Here is a 433-nt window from a genome sequence, read left to right on the forward strand (position 1 = left end):
TGGATTAATTTTAATTTAAGCTACTTTTCTGAATCTAGTATGGAGCCTGCCACTTTATAAACAATGTATAACGATATTCAAATCATAATTATGGCCGGCGGTATAGGTAGCCGCTTCTGGCCTATGTCAATCCCCGATTACCCAAAGCAGTTCATTGATGTGATGGGTGTGGGGCGTTCCCTCATTCAATTGACAGTAGATAGATTGAAGCCAATCTGTCCTGTCGAAAACATGTGGGTAGTGACAAACGAGAAATACATTCGCATTGTCAAGGAGCAAATCCCTGATATGCCAGTAGATAACATATTAGCAGAGCCGGAGGCTCGCAATACCGCTCCATGTATTGCTTATGTGTGCTGGAAGATCCAGAAAAAGCATCCTGATGCCAACATCGTGGTGACACCATCCGATGCCCTGGTCATCAATACTTCGG

At 43.6% G+C, this 433-nt stretch carries 1 protein-coding gene; it reads left to right on the top strand.

The features are described from left to right. Nucleotides 1-63: 63 nt before the first annotated feature. A partial coding sequence (locus D4A39_RS19260; RefSeq protein WP_158586954.1) for a sugar phosphate nucleotidyltransferase occupies nucleotides 64-433 on the top strand: 370 nt, incomplete at its 3' end.

It is taken from the genome of Alcanivorax profundi, from assembly GCF_003597125.1.
Classification (GTDB): domain Bacteria; phylum Pseudomonadota; class Gammaproteobacteria; order Pseudomonadales; family Alcanivoracaceae; genus Alcanivorax; species Alcanivorax profundi.